Annotated in this window: 19 protein-coding genes; 7 read left to right on the forward strand and 12 right to left on the reverse strand. The window is 31.0% G+C overall.

All coding sequences use genetic code 11. The features are described 5' to 3' along the window. The first annotated feature begins 118 nt into the window (after nucleotides 1-118). The 3 genes from R6X41_RS05675 (at nucleotide 119) to fucP (ending at nucleotide 3515) form a co-directional block, all read left to right on the forward strand. Nucleotides 119-568 carry a TRAP transporter small permease gene (locus tag R6X41_RS05675; protein WP_318498270.1) on the forward strand — a complete coding sequence of 150 codons (450 nt, stop codon included), beginning with the start codon at nucleotides 119-121 and terminating at the stop codon, nucleotides 566-568. 2 nt (nucleotides 569-570) lie between these two features. After that, the gene (locus R6X41_RS05680) at nucleotides 571-1875 is read left to right on the forward strand and encodes a TRAP transporter large permease (RefSeq protein ID WP_318498271.1); all 1305 of its coding nucleotides are present in this window, start codon (nucleotides 571-573) and stop codon (nucleotides 1873-1875) included. A 332-nt stretch (nucleotides 1876-2207) separates the two neighbouring features. Then, nucleotides 2208-3515: an L-fucose:H+ symporter permease gene (gene fucP / locus R6X41_RS05685; RefSeq protein WP_318498273.1), complete on the forward strand. Its 1308-nt coding sequence runs from the start codon at nucleotides 2208-2210 to the stop codon at nucleotides 3513-3515. Nucleotides 3516-3897: 382 nt separating this feature from the next. Here the strand turns inward: fucP and R6X41_RS05690 are convergent, their stop codons facing one another. The 5 genes from R6X41_RS05690 to R6X41_RS05710 form a co-directional block, all read right to left on the reverse strand. Continuing rightward, entirely contained in the window at nucleotides 3898-6039 is a 2142-nt protein-coding gene (locus R6X41_RS05690) for a catalase (protein WP_318498275.1), read from the reverse strand. Between the two features lie 264 nt (nucleotides 6040-6303). Beyond that, entirely contained in the window at nucleotides 6304-6756 is a 453-nt protein-coding gene (locus R6X41_RS05695) for a ferritin-like domain-containing protein (RefSeq protein ID WP_318498277.1), read from the reverse strand. Between the two features lie 243 nt (nucleotides 6757-6999). Beyond that, entirely contained in the window at nucleotides 7000-7149 is a 150-nt protein-coding gene (locus R6X41_RS05700; RefSeq protein ID WP_318498278.1) for a hypothetical protein, read from the reverse strand. Nucleotides 7150-7173: 24 nt separating this feature from the next. Further along, nucleotides 7174-7476 (reverse strand): ribosome hibernation-promoting factor, HPF/YfiA family, encoded by a 303-nt coding sequence (gene hpf / locus R6X41_RS05705; protein WP_318498280.1) that lies wholly within the window; start codon nucleotides 7474-7476, stop codon nucleotides 7174-7176. 22 nt (nucleotides 7477-7498) lie between these two features. Further along, on the reverse strand, nucleotides 7499-7897 hold the full coding sequence (locus R6X41_RS05710; RefSeq protein ID WP_318498281.1) for a VOC family protein: 399 nt from the start codon (nucleotides 7895-7897) through the stop codon (nucleotides 7499-7501). 264 nt (nucleotides 7898-8161) lie between these two features. Between R6X41_RS05710 and R6X41_RS05715 the strand changes: the two genes are divergently transcribed. Continuing rightward, complete coding sequence (locus R6X41_RS05715) at nucleotides 8162-9634, forward strand: potassium/proton antiporter (RefSeq protein ID WP_318498283.1); 1473 nt, start codon at nucleotides 8162-8164, stop codon at nucleotides 9632-9634. Between the two features lie 164 nt (nucleotides 9635-9798). Here R6X41_RS05715 and R6X41_RS05720 read toward each other — a convergent pair whose 3' ends face one another. The 7 genes from R6X41_RS05720 to R6X41_RS05750 form a co-directional block, all read right to left on the reverse strand. Next, the gene (locus R6X41_RS05720) at nucleotides 9799-10095 is read right to left on the reverse strand and encodes a nuclear transport factor 2 family protein (protein ID WP_318498286.1); all 297 of its coding nucleotides are present in this window, start codon (nucleotides 10093-10095) and stop codon (nucleotides 9799-9801) included. A 597-nt stretch (nucleotides 10096-10692) separates the two neighbouring features. Continuing rightward, nucleotides 10693-11010, reverse strand: coding sequence for a hypothetical protein (locus R6X41_RS05725; protein ID WP_318498288.1), 318 nt, complete (start codon nucleotides 11008-11010; stop codon nucleotides 10693-10695). A gap of 561 nt (nucleotides 11011-11571) precedes the next feature. After that, a complete protein-coding gene (locus R6X41_RS05730; protein ID WP_318498289.1) occupies nucleotides 11572-13092 on the reverse strand; it encodes a glycosyltransferase family 39 protein in 1521 nt (506 codons plus the stop codon). Between the two features lie 229 nt (nucleotides 13093-13321). Further along, nucleotides 13322-13870 carry a porin family protein gene (locus tag R6X41_RS05735; protein WP_318498291.1) on the reverse strand — a complete coding sequence of 183 codons (549 nt, stop codon included), beginning with the start codon at nucleotides 13868-13870 and terminating at the stop codon, nucleotides 13322-13324. A 179-nt stretch (nucleotides 13871-14049) separates the two neighbouring features. Beyond that, nucleotides 14050-14697, reverse strand: a complete 648-nt coding sequence (locus tag R6X41_RS05740) for a hypothetical protein (RefSeq protein ID WP_318498293.1) — start codon at nucleotides 14695-14697, stop codon at nucleotides 14050-14052. Between the two features lie 278 nt (nucleotides 14698-14975). Continuing rightward, nucleotides 14976-15608, reverse strand: a complete 633-nt coding sequence (locus tag R6X41_RS05745) for a hypothetical protein (RefSeq protein WP_318498294.1) — start codon at nucleotides 15606-15608, stop codon at nucleotides 14976-14978. 210 nt (nucleotides 15609-15818) lie between these two features. Continuing rightward, on the reverse strand, nucleotides 15819-16814 hold the full coding sequence (locus R6X41_RS05750; RefSeq protein WP_318498296.1) for a hypothetical protein: 996 nt from the start codon (nucleotides 16812-16814) through the stop codon (nucleotides 15819-15821). A 599-nt stretch (nucleotides 16815-17413) separates the two neighbouring features. On the opposite strand from R6X41_RS05750, the gene R6X41_RS05755 reads away from it, so the two are divergent. Genes R6X41_RS05755 through R6X41_RS05765 form a run of 3 tightly spaced genes read left to right on the forward strand, consistent with a single transcriptional unit; the run spans nucleotide 17414 to nucleotide 18420 of the window. Further along, entirely contained in the window at nucleotides 17414-17716 is a 303-nt protein-coding gene (locus tag R6X41_RS05755; RefSeq protein WP_318498298.1) for a hypothetical protein, read from the forward strand. 39 nt (nucleotides 17717-17755) lie between these two features. Further along, nucleotides 17756-18061, forward strand: coding sequence for a hypothetical protein (locus tag R6X41_RS05760; RefSeq protein WP_318498300.1), 306 nt, complete (start codon nucleotides 17756-17758; stop codon nucleotides 18059-18061). A 59-nt stretch (nucleotides 18062-18120) separates the two neighbouring features. After that, on the forward strand, nucleotides 18121-18420 hold the full coding sequence (locus R6X41_RS05765; protein ID WP_318498301.1) for a hypothetical protein: 300 nt from the start codon (nucleotides 18121-18123) through the stop codon (nucleotides 18418-18420). The last annotated feature ends 45 nt before the right edge of the window (nucleotides 18421-18465 follow it).

Consider the following 18465-nt stretch of genomic DNA (forward strand, 5'->3'; position numbering starts at 1 on the left):
GTACCTGTTATGGAAACTTTTGTTGAAGAATACCCCGCACTTGCGCCACTTGTTAATCGTATAAAAGCCGTTAAATAATATGAAAATAGATACTTTTTTTAATCGGATGGAAACAGTGATGGCAAAACTTCTTGTCATTATTTTTGGATTGCTAGTTTTAGACGTATTGTGGCAAGTGTTTTCTCGCTACGTCTTAAAAATGTCATTTTCCTTTACGGAAGAGTTTGCTAGGTTCTCATTAATATGGTTATCCATCTTAGGAGCAGCCTATTTAAATGCCAAACGCGAACATTTATCAATGGATTTCTTATACAGAAAATGGTCTGCAAAGACTCAGAAAAAAGCCTCAATAGCTATTGAAGTTTTAATCTTCATATTTGCTGGGGTGGTTATGGTTGTTGGTGGATTTAACTTAGTGTATATCACGCTTCATCTTAATCAATTATCAGGAACATTACGAATTCCGCTAGGCTATATTTATATGATTATGCCTATTAGTGGTTTAATTATTATGATGTTTTCAGTCTATCACATTTCAGGAATATTAACTAATAAAATTAGAGATTAAAGATGAGTATAGAAGTTATAAGTATCCTTGTTCTGTTTGTAAGTTTTTTCATTTTACTACTATTAAAAGTACCCGTAGCGTATAGTATTGGTATCTCTACCACCTTGAGTTTACTTTTAAATATCGAAAATTTACCGGGTATAACAACCATTTCACAGCGTATGATTACGGGTATAGATAGTTTTGCACTATTAGCCATTCCCTTTTTTGTATTAGCCGGAGAAATTATGAAGCGCGGAGGTATAGCCAATAGGCTTATAAATTTCGCAAAATCTATTGTAGCGAGTTTGCCCGGAGGGTTAGCATATGTAAACGTTTTGGCATCGATGTTATTTGGTGCAATTTCAGGATCTGCAATTGCAGCAACGTCTGCAATTGGTAGTATTATGACCGATAGAATGGAAGAAGAAGGTTACCCAAGAGCATTTAGTGCTTCGGTGAATATTACATCCTCTACCACAGGATTATTAATACCACCCAGTAATATTTTAATAGTGTACGCACTAGCGAGTGGAGGCTCGGCATCTGTAGCAGCTTTATTCATCGCAGGTTATATTCCAGGAATACTATTAGGTTTAGCACTTATGGGGTACATTGCGTATGTTGCAATTAAGAAAAAATTTAAAAAAGGTGAACGTGCACCTTTAAGAATGATTTGGACTTATTTTAAGAAGGCCTTTTTTAGTTTATTATTATTAGTTATTGTGGTAGGCGGAATAGTCGCGGGTATTTTTACAGCCACCGAAGCTTCTGTAATTGCGGTATTATATGCAGCAGTTCTAGCACTTATTTATAAAGATGTTAGTGTAAAAGATTTTCCAGATATTTTATTAACGAGTGCGAAAACGACAGCCGTTGTAATGTTTTTAATTTGTACATCTATGGCGATGTCTTGGTTATTTTCTTTTGAAAGTATTCCGGCATTAATGAGTGACTTTTTATTAAATCAGTTTAGCAACCCGTTTGTGATATTCTTGATTATAAATATCATTTTACTAATAGTAGGAACATTTATGGATATTACACCAGCGGTATTAATTTTTACACCTATTTTCTTACCTGTAGTGATGGAATTGGGTATGGATCCTGTGCATTTTGGAATTGTTATGGTCCTTAATTTATGTATTGGTTTGTGTACCCCACCAGTGGGAACCATTTTATTTGTTGGTAGTGGAGTGGCTAATATATCGGTTTCTGAAGTTATAAAACCATTGATTCCATTTTTGATTATCATGGTAATCGTATTGTTAATGGTGCTTTATATTCCGAGTATTTCAATGTTTTTACCAAGACTATTTGGATTGTAAGATTAACTTTAAATAAAGCAATCTAAAGAACAATCATATGCTTTAATTTATAAAGTTCACACGCTATGCTTGGCTATTATGCTTTCTAAACAATTAAGTAAATATTTAAAAAGGCATTTGAGATATGTTGATATTGAGAGTGTCGTTTTAACTAAATTAAATGTAGAAAAGAAGATAGTTAATTTGAAATATAATTTCATTTAATACATTATTTTTTACGGGTTTTCATGAAGTATATCATTGAGTGAATCATTAAAATTTAAACAAGAAAATTATGTTGGTTTATGAATTTTAAATAGTGATATACTAGTATTAAACAATAAGAACTAATAATGAAAAATATAAAAAACAAACCTGTAGTAGAGAAGAAGTTTTTAATCCCCTTTATATTAATCACCTCATTGTTTGCTTTATGGGGATTCGCAAACGCAGTAACCGATCCCATGGTTCAGGCTTTTAAAAAAGTTTTGGAACTTTCTAACTCCGAAGCAGCTTGGGTGCAAATGGCTTTCTACGGTGGATATTTTTGTATGGCATTACCTGCAGCAATGTTTATGCGTAAATACTCTTATAAGGTGGGTATTCTAATAGGGTTAGGTTTATATGCTTGTGGTGCCTTGCTTTTTTATCCTGCTGCTATTACAGAGCAGTTTTGGTTTTTTTGTTTAGGATTATACATTCTAACATTTGGATTGGCATTTCTTGAAACCGCAGCAAATCCATACGCTCTTGCAATGGGAGCAAAAGAAACAGCTACCCAGCGTTTAAATTTGGCTCAGGCATTTAATCCAATTGGGTTAATCGTTGGTCTATTTGTTGCACAACAATTTGTCTTAAAAAACTTAAAGTCGGATGATATAGAAAACTATAGTTCATTAGATGAAGTGTCTAAAACATTAATAAAGACATCGGATTTGATGGTTATTCGTGATCCTTATGTTATTTTAGGATTGGTAATTTTAGTAGTTTTCGTTTTGTTTTTGGTAAAGAAAATGCCTCAATCTAAGGCCGAAGGTGAAATGCCGAATATTGGTGAAACCTTTAAAACTTTAAGTAAAAATAGAAAATACGTATTAGGAGTAATTGCCCAAATTTTTCATACAGGGTGTTTGATAATGTGTTGGACATATATTTATCAGTATGCAGAGGCAATAGGAATAGATAGTGTTACAGCAGGATATTACCAAATGGCAGCTTTTGTGCTTTTTACAATAGGTCGTGCTCTTGGAACATACTTATTAAGATCTATTAGTTCAGGAAAATTACTAATGTACTTCGCTTTGGGAGGTATTGTTTTTGTACTAATGACCATATTTATTCAAGGTGTTTTTGGACTGTATAGCTTAGTAGGAGTGTCTTTTTTTATGTCGTTAATGTTTCCAACAATTTATGGAATAGCGTTGGGGGATTTAACAGAAGAGCAATCTAAAGTGGGATCTGCAGGTCTAATCATGTCAATTGTAGGAGGAGCTTTGATGCCGAAATTACAAGCTTTAATTATTGATATTGGAGGAAACGGTGTTTCTGACACCAAAATTTTAGGAGTTTCAGAAGTGAATTTTTCATTTATATTACCAATGATATGCTTTGTATATATAGCATGGTATGGGCTAACGGTTAGTAGAAATTATGAATCTTGAAAATTGTAATGTACAGAAACAGAACAAAAATTTAAGTATATTATAGATATTTGAAAACCAATATATATATATATATAACAAAATTATTCAAGTGGTATTTTAAGCTTCCCTATTTTAAGGATGTTTACATATTACTATTTAATCGAGAACATCTTCAAAATTTATAAATTACATCTAAATTTAAATTAGTTATCACATTTGAAAACAGTCAAAGAAAAGGAATCTGTAATTAAAATAATAAACATAATGGAAGATAAATCTTTAACTTTTTTATCTGTTATACTCTAATTAATCAGGGTATTACGGCAATGATTTTAAGATTGCTGTGCAAAAAAAATTAAATAATTATTTCACTAACTTCCATTATGTTTATAAAATGTGTTTAAACAGGAATGCTATCCACAACAGGTAAACGGTCCCAATTTCTATGTTTTGCTATGGCCGATTTAAAATCTGCTTCTGTACCGTTAATAAAAACAGCAGCATCCTCTTTATAATCCTTTACAAATGATAAATCCAATAATGTTTCACCTTCATCATCTACAGCAATCGCTTTACAATGCTTAAAGGCCTCATTTATAAATTTTATATATTTTGAAGAATTCTTTAACCATTCAATAGATTTTTTACCACCCGGAATATATACCGCATCGTATAACACACTTTCTGTCGTCATAATAGATTCATGTACTTTATGTGTTTTTTCAGCATCACTTTTTATACTTCCGCCATGTGGTGCAATAATCTTTAAAACAGCACCTTCTTTTTCAAAAGAATCGGCAATGGTTTTGTATTGCTTTTCATTAAAACCTTCTGCTGCTAAAACTGCAATTTGTCTTGTGGCAATTGTATTATATTTGGATTTGGTCTGGCTTAAAGCTGGCGATTTTTCTAAATAAACATTTTTTCTTGAAGGTTCGTGTTTAGAAGTGTCTGCGTCTGCACCAATGGCTTGATTAATTGGTTTCTCAATGTTTTTAGGTACTTTTAAACCTAAGTTTTCTGCAACTTTATGTGCCAAATCATTATCAATTTGATCGATAATCCAAAGCATACGTTCTTGAATAGGCGCTTGCGTACATTTACCAAGTTCGAAACTGTAAGCTTCTAATACGTGTTTTTGTTCCCAAGGTTCTAAACTTCTGTAAAATAAAGCAGGTTGAGAGAAGTGATCGCTAAAACTAGCGCTTCGAGTTCTTATCTTTTTAGCATCTATACGTTCTTCGTAAGAATGAAAACCGCCTTCTGCCATTTTTGCTAAGTGTGGACAACCACCACCTAATGAATTAGGAAAATATGCTGTTTGTCCTTTAGGAATCTCAGTTTGCATTAATCCGTCACGCTGATTATTGTGTGTTTCTACAATAGGTCTGTTAATTGGTATTTGATTAAAGTTTGGACCTCCTAAACGTGATAATTGTGTGTCTCTATACGAGAATAATCGGCCTTGTAATAACGGATCGTTAGTAAAATCTAAACCGGGAACGATGTGTCCAGGTAAAAAAGCAACTTGCTCTGTTTCTGCAAAGAAATTTTCAGGATTTTTATTTAATGTCATTTTACCTACAATTTTTACAGGTACCATTTCTTCTGGTACCAATTTAGTAGGGTCTAATAAATCGAAATCGAATTTATGTTCATCCTCTTCAGGTATAATTTGTAAGCCTAATTCCCATTCAGGAAATTGTCCCGATTCAATAGCATCCCATAAATCTCTTCTGTGGAAATCGGAATCTGCACCGCTAATTTTCACTGCTTCATCCCAAGTCACCGAATGAATTCCTAAAAGTGGTTTCCAATGGAATTTCACAAAATGAGATTTTCCTTCTTTATTAATTAGTCTAAAAGTATGTATTCCGAATCCTTCCATCATTCTAAGACTTCTAGGAATTGCACGATCACTCATGACCCAAATTTGGTTATGAAGCGTTTCTGTAGTTCTTGAAATAAAATCGTAAAAGGTGTCGTGAGCAGAAGCTGCTTGTGGGATTTCCTTATTCGGTTCTGGCTTTACAGCATGAATAAGGTCAGGGAATTTCATGGCATCTTGAATAAAAAAGATAGGCATATTGTTTCCTACTAAATCCCATGTACCCTCTTTAGTATAAAATTTAACGGCAAAACCACGTACATCTCGTGCCAAATCTGTAGAGCCTTTAGATCCCGCAACAGTAGAAAATCTTACAAATACAGGTGTTCTTCTTTTAGTATCTGTAAAAATACCAGCTTTAGTAAATTCTTCTAAATTTTTGTAAAGTTCAAAATAGCCATGTGCACCACTTCCTCTAGCATGTACAATACGTTCTGGGATACGTTCATGATCGAAATTTGTAATTTTTTCTCGGAGTAAAAAATCTTCCAAAAGCGTTGATCCGCGTTCGCCAGATTTTAAAGAATTATTGGTGTCGTTAACTTTTAATCCTTGATTAGTGGTCAAAACTTTTCCTAAACTATCCTTTTCAAAAGATTTTAATTGTTCTGTTTTTTCACTTTGTGATTCTTGGTGTTTCTGGTTGTCTTTCATGGCTAATAAAATTTTAAATAAAATTATTAAATCTACAGTATGAGAATAATGCAATACGTTTTTAAATTAACTCAAATAAAACAAGTAGGATTTTGATTACTAGGTATTAACGTTGTTTTTAAGGATAGTTAATTTTCAATTCAGAAAATGTATTTGATTGCATATTTTGAGTAATATTAATACCAAGTAAAAAGAGTTTAGATTGTTAAACGAACAACCTAAACTCTTTTTTTACTATTTAATATGAGATTTTAAAGATTTTTTTTAGTGGATATCTTCTAAATAATCTACTTTTTTACTATTCATTTCAATAGCATTTTTTTGCTTTAGAAGCACTTCTCTTAAAGGTAGATTTAATTCGTAATTATTAAGAATTTCTTCGTAATCATTAACCGCTACTTTTTCACCATTTCTAACTTCTTCTAACATAGATTCGTCGTTATCGAACGAGAAGAATGCTTTTGTGTCAATCCAGGCACGATGAAGAGAGCCCGATACACTTCCATCGTTTTCCGTAACATTCATACCTTGACTTCTAAGTGTATTGGTTAATTCGTTTATATATCCACTTCTTTCTCTGGCCTTTTCATTGAAAAAGGTTTTCAATCTTGGATTATCCACATGATCTGATACTTTCTTGAATCCTTTTTCAGCATCATAAGTCTTTTCAATAAGATCATTAATTTTGCTTTCGGTTTTTTCATTAAATGCTTTCATGATTTTTGTTTTTTTAATTAAGACGTTTGATTATACATCAAACGATTTATCAATTTGTTTTGAGTAAAATTACTAATCAATGCATATACAGAATGATGCAAATGATTTTGTTATTTGCTCATTCGATTTCAAAACGTATTAGAATTCTACTTTTAAAATTGTCTAATAATAGTGAACAAAAAAAAGGTCGTCTATTTATATTATAGACGACCTTTTTTAGTCTTTATATTCTCGCGTATGCACTTATTGTGCTAATTCTTCATGCTCCTCCTCAGGATTTTTTTCTAATAATTTGTAGGTTAAATAACCTAATTGTAGTGCGACAAATACAATTTTTAATTTCTTGCTTCTCATTAATGCGGAAGCGGCTCCTAATAAAACTGTCGGTTTCATATGTTAAGATTTTAGTTGTTATTTTTAATATGTACTCATTTTGTCTTTACGTTTTCGTAGTTGTCGTTCTAGGTCGTTTATAGACTCCGACACCGAATCTGTAAAATTATCATGACTTGATTCTGCAAACAAACGAGGTCCTGGTAAGCTTAATCTTATATTACAAATTTTTCCAGTTTCGTCTGATGTTGTGTTTTCTGTTTTAAAAAACACATCGGCACGAATAACCATGCTAAATTTTGTTCCTAGTTTTTCTAACTTTTCCTTCGTTACTTCTTCAAGCGCATCGCTTGCTGTTACGTCGTGATATTCAAATATTATTTGCATAATGTGAGTTGTTTAATTAATGTTATTGTTTACTATTTACCATCCAGTTAATACCAAATTGATCTGAGCATCTTCCAAAATATCCCCATTCTCGTTCTCTAAATTCATGGTGTATTTTTCCGTTATCTGAGAGTTTTCCGAAAAGAGCTTCAGCATCTTCTTTAGAGTTTAAATCTACACTCATATGTATCTGATTACCGTGATTAATTGGAGTGTCTGGAGATGCATCGTAAGCCATTATATGTATGCCTTTTCCTTTTAATTCTGCGTGCTGTAATTTCTCTCGATATGTCGATGGAACATCAACTTTACTATCCTTATATGTTTGTTTATTTAAAATTTCAGCGTTAAAAATGTCTCTATAAAAGTTAAGTGCTTCTTGACAGTTACCTTGAAAGGCAAAATAAGCTTGTACGTTCATAATAGTAGTTTTTATTGTTCGAAAACTAAGATATAGACTTTCGAAAACGTAGTTTGACTTAAAGACTTTCATTTTTACCTCAAATAAATTCTTCCTAATAATTACATGAAAAAAGACATCGAAATCCTAAAATAGGAAAATGGAGAGTTATAATGTCATAATCAATAGCATATGCTAAACATTCTCGAAATGTTGGGCGTATTATCTTATGTCTATTGCTAAAAAAAAGTAAATTTGTTTTTTTTAGATTTAAGATATCAAAGAATGATTTTAACCATTGAAAATATACTTTTAGTTGGCTCAGTATTACTTTTTATAAGTATAATTGTGGGGAAGACTTCCTATAAGTTTGGAGTTCCAACATTAATCCTTTTCTTGTCTATAGGAATGTTGGCAGGTTCTGATGGCATTGGAGGTATCCGTTTTGATGATCCTAAACTCGCACAGTTTATAGGAATTGTTTCTCTTAACTTTATTCTGTTTTCGGGTGGTTTAGACACAAATTTTAATTCGGTAAAACCAATCCTAAAAGAGGGACTTGTTTTATCAACACTTGGTGTTTTACTTACAGCCGTTACGCTGGGGACTTTCGTTTGGTATGTTACCGATTTTACTATTTTCGAAAGTATGTTGCTAGGCTCTATTGTATCATCGACAGATGCCGCTGCCGTATTTTCAATATTAAGATCGAAGAATTTAGCATTGAGGTCCAATCTAAGACCTACATTGGAATTAGAAAGTGGGAGTAACGATCCGATGGCATATGTGCTGACTTTAGCATTCTTGAGTTTAGTAATAAATCAAGATCAAAATGTTTCAACAATCATTATAATGTTTTTTCAGCAAATGATAGTAGGAGGGATTGCTGGCTTTGGTTTCGGTAAGCTTAGTAAACTAATTATTAACAGAATTACATTGGACTTTGAAGGTCTTTATCCCGTTTTAGTGATTGCTTTAATGTTTATTACGTTTTCTGCAACAGACTTTGTAGGAGGAAATGGATTTCTTGCCATTTATATTTGCTCGGTTTACTTAGGAAATCAGGATCTAATTCATAAATCTACCATCTTAAAAATGTTTGATGGTATGGCGTGGCTTATGCAAATTGTGCTGTTCCTTACTTTAGGTTTACTTGTGTTTCCATCTCAAATTATTCCTTATATGGGCATTGGTCTGCTTATTTCTCTATTCCTAATTGTAGTTGCAAGACCGGTAAGTGTCCTTATAAGTACGATGTTTTTTAAGATGAAAATGAGAAGACGTTTTTTCATATCGTGGGTTGGTTTACGTGGCGCAGTTCCTATTGTATTTGCAACTTATCCGCTTTTAGCAGGGATTGATAAAGCAAATATAATTTTCAATATTGTATTCTTTATTTCTGTAACGTCTATTTTAATTCAAGGCACAACTTTATCTGTTGTTGCAAAGTGGCTAAATGTTGGCTTGCCTGAAGAAAAAAAGGTTATATCTGAAAACGAAAGGTATGTTTTAGATTTGCCAAAATCTGCAATGGAAGAAACAACTATTCCGTTAAATAGCTATGCAGTAAATAAACGTATTATTGATTTACATTTCCCGAAATCTGCTTTTATAGTAATGATAAAGCGAAATGGTAAATTTGTCCGACCTGGAGGATCTACAATTATTGAGGCGCTCGATATACTCGTAATTTTATTAGATAATGATGATAGTTTAGAGGAAGTAAATACCTTACTCGCTAGAAGGACTATAGACTAAATTTTTAAATCAGTTCGAATAATAATTGAATTGGTTTTCTTTTACTAAGATGAGTTTGTAGTAGCTTTAACAATGTTAATGGTAAAGGATTACAGTTGTAGGAGTATGCAAATAAGCACCTATTTGGCTGGTAAATTTGAATTAAAAATATCTCTAAATAATTTCTACTTACCATCTTCTTTTTTCCATAGTACAATATACTTTTCTAAAGCAACAGTATCATCACCTGAAAAAAGTGTTAATTCACCTTCTTCTGCAATTAAATCTTCAGTTCCATAAACGTTTTCGAGCTTAATTTGGATACCTTTAATACCCGATTGTACAATATTAGACATGGCTGTTTGTATATTCGCTTTTCCCACAACGGCAGGAGCTACTGGATGCATAAATTTGGTATCTTTAGTATAAGAATTTGCTATAGCTACCGAATCGCCTGCAACAACCAACGCTATAAAATTCATGTTAGCTTGCTCAATTTCATGCTTGACAGTTGCTAAATCAAATTCAGAAATTGGAGGTATTATTCTTTTTTTTTCTGATTAAAACTTTGAATTGTAAAAGTCAATATTGAAAACAGAACCAATAATATCAGCTGATTAAGGATTTTAATTGATTTTTTCATAATAACAAGTAGTTTTAAATTAATCCCTGCTTTTGAGACATAACTTCTGTTTTTTCCATGTAATTGAACTAAGCTTAATAGGAATAATAAAAAATACATGTTTTTCAAAAACCCTATTAAAAGATTTATTAGACAGGTTATAAATATTTGAAATGTATCGAATTAATATTATATGTGAAATACCCTAAATAAGGTATATTTAGTTGGTATACAGTGAAAAATAGGGTTTTGGAGTTTTTATCTCTTTTAATGTTGAAGAACAATGAGAATTATTCTAGAGCCGTTTTATATGGAAAGTACATGTTTACAGATAATGTAATCCTTCAGAAATATTTAAATGCAGCTTAAAATTGAAGTTATGCTAATGCTTGATATACCGTATTTGTTATTATGATTAAACCTCATTCTAAATTAAGTTTAGAATGAGGTTTAGGTATTATCTAGCCAATAATTTTTTAGAAACTTTGTAGGTTGCAGAAAATTGTAAACCTTTTTGGTCACGTTTTAAGTTGTTAAACTCTTTTTTATACCAGTTTTCATCTGTTGCTTTTTTTCTAAAGGCTTCATGTTGTATTGTTTTGTGCTCTTCACCATCCAACGTGGTTGAGATGTCGTAAACTGCAATGCCGTAGTGTTCGCATTGTTTTAAAACCTCTGTAAAATCTTCCTCAGAAAAATAACGATCACTAGTGTTTTCATCATCATTTTTTAAACCTGTAAATACATTTTTTTCTAAAAATTCTTCTTGTGTCATGTTTTTATGTTTTTAGCCCTTTGATAATAGACCATTGTTATTCTATTTTTAATACAAATTAGTTAGACTTTATACTTGTTTTAAAGTTTCAGATGCTGATAAATCACTTTATCTAGCAGAAAATGTATCTTATCTTGTTTTTTTAAAGTAGTTAATTATAAGGTGTTTGTGTTGTTTTTAGCCTTTCTGTAACGGAAATAGATTACGAAATCCCATCATGATCTGTAAATTACAAGTCCAAGTATACTCCTTTTTATTCAATACTAAATTAGCTAAGCGATTTGTATTTAGCAAGCTCTTTTTTAGGCAAAGATATAATACCTAAGTTATGGTTGAACAAAATCTGTCAGTTTTCAAGCATAACATAGCTTTGAATCCACAATTGATGTGTTTTGTTATTGAAATTGGTCTGTTATAGAATGAAATAAAGGTACACTTCTTAAGCATTTTTTATCCCAAAAATCTAAAAGTATAGACTGCTCTATTCATTTTATAATTAATTGAATGGTCGAAAATCTAGTTTGTTCTGAAATTATTCTTGTAGGGAAATCTAACAGATTCTTATTCAAATACTCTATTCTTGAATATTGTCTTCATCGCATCGAAATTCTGTTTGGGGTATTTACAAATATAAATCCTTTGATAAAGTTCCTCTTCATTATCGGCATAAGGGTTGTAAATAGATTTAACCAAAATTACATTTTCGAAATAAGGTTCAAAAAAATCTCCAACCTGATAACTTAAAGCAATAACGGTTTCAGGCATTTTTCCTGTAGGAGACCAACTATAAAAACTACCATGATAAGAGAATGGTTTTGGCAGATTATAAGATTCACCCAATAGACTTACAGCTCCTGCCTGTGCATAATGTTTACCCCAAATTAAAGTATTCTGTCTCTCCTTATTCGGTAAACTATCATACACCGATTTTAAGTTTTGCATTGTTATTTCCCACTTGTTCTGTGTGTAATATTCATCATATTTTATACCGTACTCACCACCTTGAATCTTATTTTCTTCGTAAGGATATATGTTTCTAAGATAGTGATTAAAACTATAAATTGGCATGCCGAAAGGAATGAGTAAAGTGCCAAAAAGCATTATTACAGTAATAGGATAAATTCCCCAGTGTCTTTTAGATACTACTTTTTGTTCCCAGAATAGGGCTCCAAATGGTATAAGTGTTAATAGTAATGGAAAGAAATAATAACTTTTGCCATTCTTAAATAGGAGTAATAAACATGAAAGTCCAATAGAGATTGATAGTATACGAATTACAAAATTGCCTTTTGTTTTTAGGATTAAAATAATTGCAGGCGTTATTAACATCAAAGAGACTATAGGGTTAATCGCCACTAATAAATTCATTATATTTTCAGTTCGACTTATTTTATTTAATTGGGTTTCATAAAGTTTAGTTGTCATTTGTAATAAAGGGAAATCATTTAAATATTGCCAGATTAGGTTTGGTGTAATACAAAGTAGAAATACTATAATATGGATCCAAAACTTATGTTTGATTAATGCCGTTCTTGTTTTATTGAATAGAAATAATGATGACATTCCGAAAATGAAAAAGATGCTATCGAATTTTGTTGAAAAACCAAGAATGCAAAAAAGTGTAAGGTACCATAAGGATTTTTTATCAAGGTGTTTTACAAATCGTAGCAATTGATAAAAGCCTAAAACCCAAAACAACTGACTAAAAACCACTGGTTGAAAAAGTTGTTGCGAACGTCCAAATCCAGGAGCGATTATATTAGCCAAGAGTGCTAGGAAAACAGCTGTATTTTTTCCACCTAATTCGAGTGTTATCTTAGCTACGTAAATCATAATAAGCAATGCCGCAAGATGGGAGAATAGATGATGAATAAATACGGAATTGGAATGCAATAGATTTTGGATGAATGCCAAAACCGCAATTAATGGAGGGAATTCCATATAACCAAACGCAAGGTGTTTTCCTGTTTCTATGTGCAATAACTCATCGCCCTGAAATCCGGAATGGCTGTCTGCTATAAGATGTAATAGTAGCTTTAGTACACAAAAGAATAAAATCACAATTTTGGTTTGTCTATTCATTCAATAGTTCATTTTTTAGGGCACATACTTTGTGTTTTTATAAACGACAGAAAATGGCTAAAACAGTAAATGCAATAGTAACACTATTTTCGTAAATTTCTAGCTATGTTTTCTTCTCGTTTAGGAGTAATCTATTGAAGAATAGAACTATTATTTTACAATACCAAATATGCTAAAACAATAAAACCCAAGTTAAACTTGGGTTTTAATATATGTAATGTAAGATGTTTTAGAAAAAGAAGTATCCTACAGACACTTGAAAAACACCATTTTTATTATTAATACTATCAATTTCATTAATGTTGGTTAAACCAATATTATATCGAGCGTCAAAATTAAGACCGTTTTTTAGTTTATAACCTAGACCTAAATTGATACCAAAATCTACGGTATTAAAAGAATCTTCGATACCTAAATCGTCGTCATTAACATTTAGTAAGAAACCTACTTGAGGGCCAGCTTGAACACTGAAACCTTGGGTTACATAATATTTTGCCATTAACGGCACATTTAAATAATTTAAAGCAACCACATCATCTCCTATGCTATAACCTTGGCCAGAAAATATTAATTCTGGTTGAAAAGAGAAGGTGCTCGATATAGGAATTTCTGCCATAACACCAAAATTAAAGGCTGTTACAGTATCAAAATCGTCACTGTAATCTCCAACTACAGATGCGAAATTAAGACCTGCTTTGGCTCCAAATTGAATGTCTTGTGCGTTAACATTGGTGAACCCTAATACAGAAATTAAGGTGACTAGTAATAGTTTTTTCATAATATTTGATTATTAATTATTTCAATACAAATCAAACATTTTTATGCATACGTAAAATTTGTTTTGTATCAGATTTAACATTTTTAACTAATCTTAACAGATATATATTCAAATTTTTGATGCGTTTTTTTAAGTAGAAATTACAATAAAATGATACAAGAATACTTTGAAATTAACACCTAAGAGGTGATGGTTTTTACTCTCATTTTTCTTTTCCAATACATAATATATAATGTTCCAAGAACAGTAGGTAGCGTCCAAGCTATTATATTTGTAAAGGATAAACCAGCAATAATAAATGCTGTAACAGAGGCTATTAATGCGCCAATCATTTTTCCTATGTGAGATATTAACCAAGCGTTTTTAGGTCTTGAAAGGGTATTGTAAAACCGAAAATCTTGTATCGATAGTAATAATCCAAAACCTCCAAAAAATAGATATAATATACTCATAGAAATAGAGTTAATTACGCCATAAAATCCGATTAAGATCATTGCCGCTGAAAAGAACAGCATACTGCCAGAAATGATTCTATCTATAGGATCGGCTTTTTCTCTTGTTTTAAAAGTTAAGGCTCTATTTCCTGCTATAACAAGGTATATTGTGAATAATCCAATTAAAAATAAAAATAAATTTTCGTGATTTGGCATCCAAGAAATTGGAATTGAAATAAGAGAACTCGTAACCATTCCTATAGAAAATAGTTTTCCCATTTTTTTATGTAAGACACTTCCTTTTTTTACTATAATACTTCCAATTCCAGTAATTAATCCCAATCCGCCAAAAAATGCGTGAATGTAAATTAATATTTTAATAGTTGCTTCCATTTGATGCGAATTAAGTTCAACGATTCAAATATTAGATATTATTAAATTTTTTAGAAGTTTGAATTACCGAGTTGTTGTTTTATAAGGATGAGTTGTACAATCTATAAACTAGAATAGAATTCCTCTAAAAAAGAGTAATAAATTGATTATTACAAAAACAACAGTTTAAAATAACTGTTGCTTTTGTAATAGTTTCATCTTGTGATTTGGAATGTTATTTTTATATGAAAAAACAGAGGGAAATAAATACTTAATATCGAGATTTTATAATCTAAGTTTTATTGTAATTTGTTTAAGACTATAGCTTGCAGATATTCTTTAATAAATACATCAACTTTATCAATATTCAACTGTCCTAACATTTCTATGTTCATTAAAATAACATATTTATCCTTGTAAGTACCAAGATATGTTGCTTTACTAAATTCATCTTCAGTTTTGGATTCCATAATATTAACAGAAGCATTATCAAAAAAGGTTAAACTACTTTTATAATAATTTTGTAACGGAGTGAAGTCCTTATAAATGGTTTTTGCCATGCTAAGAACATCTCTTGCTTCTGATATTTTACCACGAATTTCATATAAATTAACTTCAATTTTATTTTCAGATTTTGAGTCGTAATACGATGTATTTAAACTTGCCCAAAAGGCGTTATTCTCTTGGTCTTCAGACATGCACTCTAAATCTAAAAACGACATGTTTTTGTAGCTGTCTAGATGTGGTAAAGCAGCGTAGAGATTTGAATATTGACTACATCCATTAACATCTTCAAACTTTGAAGTGTTGGGAGATATGTCTTCTATTTCAATAGATTCAGTTTTAAATTCGGTAGTAATATTTTGCGATTTCTCTTCTTTACAAGAAAAAATACTGATGATTGACACCAGTATTATAAATAGATTTTTCATTTATATTGCTTCGTTTTAGTTTAGATATTAATACGTTAGTATAGCGTATGTAATCAAATATATCGAATTTCCTATATGTTTTTAAATTGTAAGTATTTGATAGTTAAATAATAATGTAAAATTGATATTCAGAATTAATTTTTACAATTACGAAACTTATAAGCATAACTTAAAATAACAAAGCGAATGGATTGTGTTTCTTAAGCGGGTTTATTTTACTTGGTAACGTACAATAACTTCATTGTCTAAAATAACATTGGTGGACCAAATAAATTCGGCACCTACACCACTAAATTTTTCTATAAAATTCATATATGATTTTTTGTTGTTAACACCAATTTCGTCTTCGGTGTAAGGCGTAGCGTTTGGCCATTGGCTATCATCGAATGTACTATCGAAAATGTGTTCAGGAATATCCCAATGTATGCCATAAAATGAAGTGCCATCGTCAACACCATCCGTATTACAGTTTTTAGAAAGTCTTTTATCCCCGTCTTCACTCAAACAACTTAAATCGCTAATAGGTGCGGTATAAAATGTTTGTGCTTTCCAAGCCGAACTGGTAACTGTTCCATCACTAAAACTAGCGATAAAACCACCATCTCCTGGATGAAAATCTTTTCCTCTGTTGTTTTCCGAACCTAAACCTAAATGTTCTTCCCAATCTATAAGTTTTACGGCAATAGTGTAAGGTGTTTTTACTTTAAACTTTACAATGTTTGAATTAAATGGTGTGAATGGAACCGGGTCGATAGCTATTAATTTACCGTTTATATATAGTTCAAAATAATTATCGGCAAAAATATAACCGGTAATAATATCTCCATCGGCATCAACTTCGTAAACAGGAACGGTATTTATATCTACTTCAGAAAGGCTTTCGGGGGTAATATTATTACATTCATTGTATAAATCGAAAGCTTTGCTCGCTTTGTTAAAATGATTTGTTCCAGGAACGGTCCAACTTTTTCCGGAAGTGTCTTTTATTATACCAACACCAGAAATTCTACTTCCTTTCTCATTGCAATTAATCAGACTTTCAATTTGTGTTTCTGCTAGTCCTTGAGTAACATTTCCTGTTCCATAATAAAGATCACCCAGGGTAGATTCTTTAGTATTCGATTGCTCTGTTTCCGAACTTGTGTTTTTTTCTTTACAACTGATTATAGAAAATAAAGCGAAGAGGAATAAAATGTATGTTTTCATTGTATTGAAAATTAAATTAGTGATTATATATTAGTTGTTTTAGAATTAATTTTATTGAGTTTTTTAGTCCTTACATTAGATTGATTTCTAGTATTGTAGCAATGGCATTAGTTAAATGATGTATGCAAGGTAAGTCCGTAAAATTGTAATAGCAAAAACAGTAATGAAAAATTCAATATAAAAACTTGTATTTGGATTCTTGTCCATAAGTTAAATGAGACTGCAAGAATTTGAATTATTCAAATAGAAATTATGAAATATTACTACTTGACTATTCGCACAGTATATTTATGAGGGATAAAAAACGTTCGAGTATAGGTGATTTTGGTTATTTCGAACTTTTGAATTCCCACTTGTATTGCAAGTCAGCAACTAATAATTAAAAAGAGTGTGTAAAAAGTGTGTAATTTTTTCACAGGAGATACATCTTTTTACACACATTTCACACTTCATGATTTTTACTCAAATTTTATTTTTTATTCGAAACCTTTGTCCTTGTTGACTTGAAAACGTTTGCGAGGATATTTACTATGCATGGCATGTTTATTTCTTATTACTAATCAGAATAACAAATTTTAAAAAGCTTAAAACATAACAACATGAGAAATATAATATTAGCATCGGCATTAGCATTAGGAGGAGCTTCAACCTATGCAACAGCAACACAGACCATGTTTTTCCACGATGGGATAATGGATATTGTTTTTCAAGAAGATTTTACTCCTATTTCAATTAAAGCTGTACCAACAGCAATTATAGAAGCTGTAGTTAAAAACTATGGAGAAGGAAAAATTTCTGAAGTTTATAAAAACGAATTAAACGAATATAAACTAGACCTTAGTTTAGATAGCAAAACCAATACTGTTTACACCGATGAAAACGGACATTGGATAAATAAATAATATAAAGAGTGACCAGAATATAAATTAAAACTTAAAATTATGAGAAATTTATTTTTAACACTAGCAGTTGCAACAGTTGTCATATGTAATATGTCTTTTTATGCAGCATCACCTACAGTTGTAGCTTTCGAAAATGGAATATTTGTCTTACAAGATGAGTATAAAGAAATTAAGGTTAGCGAATTGCCTACAGTAATAACAGATGCCGTTTCTGCAGATTTTTCTGAAGCAACAATTTCTAAAGCATATGTAAACGAATTAAAGGAATACAAATTAGAGCTTACTATGGATGGCGTAATAAAAACTGTGTATACAGATGCTGCCGGAAAATGGATTAATAAATAGTATAAAACCAACTCACTATTATTTCAAACAATATAGTACATACAAATAAAGAAGATATTATGAAAAAGATAATTATTGCATTAGCATTAGTTTTAGGGAGTATTTCACTTTATGCAGCTGTACTAAATTCTGAAAATAGTGAAAAGGAAATTGTAAAAGCTATTCAGGGTGAATATACACAAGTAGAACTATCCGATTTACCTACTGCAATTACAGAAGCTGTTGCAAAAGATTATAAAGCTGCAGCAATTTCTAAAGCATATATAAATGATGCTAAGGAATATAAATTAATGTTAAGTGTAGACGGCGTAATTGAAACCGCTTATGCAACTGAAACAGGACAATGGATTACTAAATAATTTTTATACTCATATCTATAAAAGAGGGCGTTTTATTAAAACACC

Origin of the sequence: Formosa sejongensis (genome assembly GCF_033447105.1) — a bacterium.
GTDB lineage: Bacteria > Bacteroidota > Bacteroidia > Flavobacteriales > Flavobacteriaceae > Formosa.

What these genes read in the sequence shown, in the direction of transcription:
- R6X41_RS05675 (WP_318498270.1), top strand. Translation starts at nt 119, where the DNA reads ATGGCAAAACTTCTTGTCATTATTTTTGGATTGCTAGTTTTAGACGTA.
- R6X41_RS05695 (WP_318498277.1), bottom strand. Translation starts at nt 6,756, where the DNA reads ATGAAAGCATTTAATGAAAAAACCGAAAGCAAAATTAATGATCTTATT.
- R6X41_RS05690 (WP_318498275.1), bottom strand. Translation starts at nt 6,039, where the DNA reads ATGAAAGACAACCAGAAACACCAAGAATCACAAAGTGAAAAAACAGAA.
- R6X41_RS05740 (WP_318498293.1), bottom strand. Translation starts at nt 14,697, where the DNA reads ATGGAAGCAACTATTAAAATATTAATTTACATTCACGCATTTTTTGGC.
- R6X41_RS05725 (WP_318498288.1), bottom strand. Translation starts at nt 11,010, where the DNA reads ATGACACAAGAAGAATTTTTAGAAAAAAATGTATTTACAGGTTTAAAA.
- R6X41_RS05680 (WP_318498271.1), top strand. Translation starts at nt 571, where the DNA reads ATGAGTATAGAAGTTATAAGTATCCTTGTTCTGTTTGTAAGTTTTTTC.
- R6X41_RS05715 (WP_318498283.1), top strand. Translation starts at nt 8,162, where the DNA reads ATGATTTTAACCATTGAAAATATACTTTTAGTTGGCTCAGTATTACTT.
- hpf (WP_318498280.1), bottom strand. Translation starts at nt 7,476, where the DNA reads ATGCAAATAATATTTGAATATCACGACGTAACAGCAAGCGATGCGCTT.
- R6X41_RS05730 (WP_318498289.1), bottom strand. Translation starts at nt 13,092, where the DNA reads ATGAATAGACAAACCAAAATTGTGATTTTATTCTTTTGTGTACTAAAG.
- R6X41_RS05755 (WP_318498298.1), top strand. Translation starts at nt 17,414, where the DNA reads ATGAGAAATATAATATTAGCATCGGCATTAGCATTAGGAGGAGCTTCA.
- fucP (WP_318498273.1), top strand. Translation starts at nt 2,208, where the DNA reads ATGAAAAATATAAAAAACAAACCTGTAGTAGAGAAGAAGTTTTTAATC.
- R6X41_RS05745 (WP_318498294.1), bottom strand. Translation starts at nt 15,608, where the DNA reads ATGAAAAATCTATTTATAATACTGGTGTCAATCATCAGTATTTTTTCT.
- R6X41_RS05720 (WP_318498286.1), bottom strand. Translation starts at nt 10,095, where the DNA reads ATGAATTTTATAGCGTTGGTTGTTGCAGGCGATTCGGTAGCTATAGCA.
- R6X41_RS05760 (WP_318498300.1), top strand. Translation starts at nt 17,756, where the DNA reads ATGAGAAATTTATTTTTAACACTAGCAGTTGCAACAGTTGTCATATGT.
- R6X41_RS05765 (WP_318498301.1), top strand. Translation starts at nt 18,121, where the DNA reads ATGAAAAAGATAATTATTGCATTAGCATTAGTTTTAGGGAGTATTTCA.
- R6X41_RS05700 (WP_318498278.1), bottom strand. Translation starts at nt 7,149, where the DNA reads ATGAAACCGACAGTTTTATTAGGAGCCGCTTCCGCATTAATGAGAAGC.
- R6X41_RS05750 (WP_318498296.1), bottom strand. Translation starts at nt 16,814, where the DNA reads ATGAAAACATACATTTTATTCCTCTTCGCTTTATTTTCTATAATCAGT.
- R6X41_RS05735 (WP_318498291.1), bottom strand. Translation starts at nt 13,870, where the DNA reads ATGAAAAAACTATTACTAGTCACCTTAATTTCTGTATTAGGGTTCACC.
- R6X41_RS05710 (WP_318498281.1), bottom strand. Translation starts at nt 7,897, where the DNA reads ATGAACGTACAAGCTTATTTTGCCTTTCAAGGTAACTGTCAAGAAGCA.